This window comes from Acinetobacter sp. YH16051 (genome assembly GCF_013417135.1).
Classification (GTDB): Bacteria; Pseudomonadota; Gammaproteobacteria; order Pseudomonadales; family Moraxellaceae; genus Acinetobacter; species Acinetobacter towneri.
In genome coordinates this window covers 1-1104 of sequence record NZ_VPEN01000146.1, presented here as the reverse complement: position 1 = coordinate 1104, position 1104 = coordinate 1, and the positions used below count along the sequence as shown (strand labels likewise).

Here is a 1104-nt window from a genome sequence, read left to right as displayed (position 1 = left end):
TGCCAATTTTGGTTAAACACTTGGACGGCCGGAATCCTGACCTTGCTTACCGACTTGCTGGGCGACGAACTTTTAAAATTAAAAAACGTAAAATTAATTCGAATTGAGGCAGGCTTTTACTCCCATTCGAGCGAATTTCGAATAAGAGATGTTCTGTAAATTTAGAGTATAGCCTAACGGAACAAAATAAAGTCTTAAAAAGCAACTCAAAAACCGTATTTATAGACTTAATATTTAATTTCGGTACAATATGTATTTAATTATCTAAACTCTAACGGTACAGAATGCCTAATCAGGTCGGATATATTCGAGTCAGTTCAACTGAACAAAATACTGAACGTCAATTAGATGGAATCAGCCTGGATAAGACCTTTACTGAAAAGGCAAGCGGTGGTAGCCGTGAACGTCCTCAGTTAAATGCAATGCTCGACTATCTGCGTGAAGGTGATACGGTGCATGTTCATAGTATTGATCGTCTGGCACGTAATACAAATGATCTGAACGAAATTGTGAATAGTCTGAATGATCGTGGTATAACCATTATTTTTCATAAAGAGAATTTGACCTTCAGTCATGATGTAGCACAATCGGCAATAAATAAACTCATGTTTCAGATGCTTGCTGCATTTGCAGAGTTTGAACGCTCCATGATCCGTGAGCGTCAAAAGGAAGGAATTGCAAAAGCCAAAGCGAAGGGCTTATATAAGGGAAGAAAGCGGAAGGTTGACTATGTTGAAATACGAAAAGCAATGGCTGAAGAAAATTCAACATTTAGAGGTGTTGCAGAAAAGTTTAAAGTAGGGATAGCAACAGTACAAAGAGCTTTAAAAGAAGAAACTAATAATCAATAAGGTTGATTAATGAAGACGCTTAGATATTCAAATTTAGAAAAGATCATGACCATTTATACTGAAATTTCTACTTATATTACATTTCATAATGCGACTGGTTTAACAGATATAAATAAATCAATGGAAGATTTTTGAACCGTACCGGGTTTGTCGGAGACCAAGCTTTCTGAGAGAATGTCCCGATGAAAAAAGTAAAATATACCCCTGAAATCAGAGAAAGAGCGGTTCAATTATTGATTGAATCCGAGAAAGA

1 protein-coding gene is annotated in these 1104 nt (G+C 36.3%); it reads left to right on the top strand.

The window, feature by feature from the left end:
* Positions 1-284: 284 nt before the first annotated feature.
* A complete protein-coding gene (locus tag FTV41_RS14960) occupies positions 285-851 on the top strand; it encodes a recombinase family protein (protein ID WP_006581699.1) in 567 nt (188 codons plus the stop codon).
* Positions 852-1104: the final 253 nt, after the last annotated feature.

Excerpts from the sequence above, each read along its gene's own strand:
- FTV41_RS14960 (WP_006581699.1), top strand. The coding sequence starts at position 285 with ATGCCTAATCAGGTCGGATATATTCGAGTCAGTTCAACTGAACAAAAT.